The organism is Chryseobacterium taiwanense, from assembly GCF_000813825.1.
Lineage (GTDB): Bacteria > Bacteroidota > Bacteroidia > Flavobacteriales > Weeksellaceae > Chryseobacterium > Chryseobacterium taiwanense.
This window is the reverse complement of the sequence record NZ_JWTA01000027.1, coordinates 1-470: the sequence shown is the minus strand read 5'-3', so window position 1 is coordinate 470 and position 470 is coordinate 1. Positions and strand designations below refer to the sequence as shown.

The 470-nt window shown below is 35.7% G+C and carries 1 protein-coding gene; it reads left to right on the top strand.

Translation table 11 applies throughout. From position 1 onward, the window contains the following. Positions 1-56: 56 nt before the first annotated feature. The coding region (locus tag RM51_RS18825) for a PHP domain-containing protein (protein WP_039373298.1) at positions 57-470 on the top strand (414 nt) is incomplete at its 3' end.

Genomic DNA, 470 nt, shown 5'->3' with positions numbered 1-470 from the left:
GGCAGAGCTTCAGGTTTTGATTTTGAGAAATAAAATAGAATTATAAATTTTCCAGCATGTTTTTAAATTGTCATTCTTTCCACAGCCTTCGTTATGGAACGTTATCCATAAAAGAATTGGTAAAACAGGCTTCCGATTTAGGAATTAAAGAATTGGTGTTAACGGATATCAATACCGTTACGGGGATTTATGATTTTAAAATGGAGTGCGAGAGGATTGGTATTAAGCCTGTGGCCGGAGTTGAAGTCAGAAAAGAAGGGAAGCTGCTTTATATTGCTGTAGCAAAAGAATTCTCAGGAATTGGTGAAGTCAATACCCTCATTACGGAGCATAATTGTGATGACAAAGAACTCTCGGAAACGGCACCGGAATTTAAAAACGTTTTTATTGTCTATCCTATGAGCAATATTCCTACTGAACTTAAAGAAAATGAATTCATAGGCATAAGAATCTGTCTCTTATACACATCT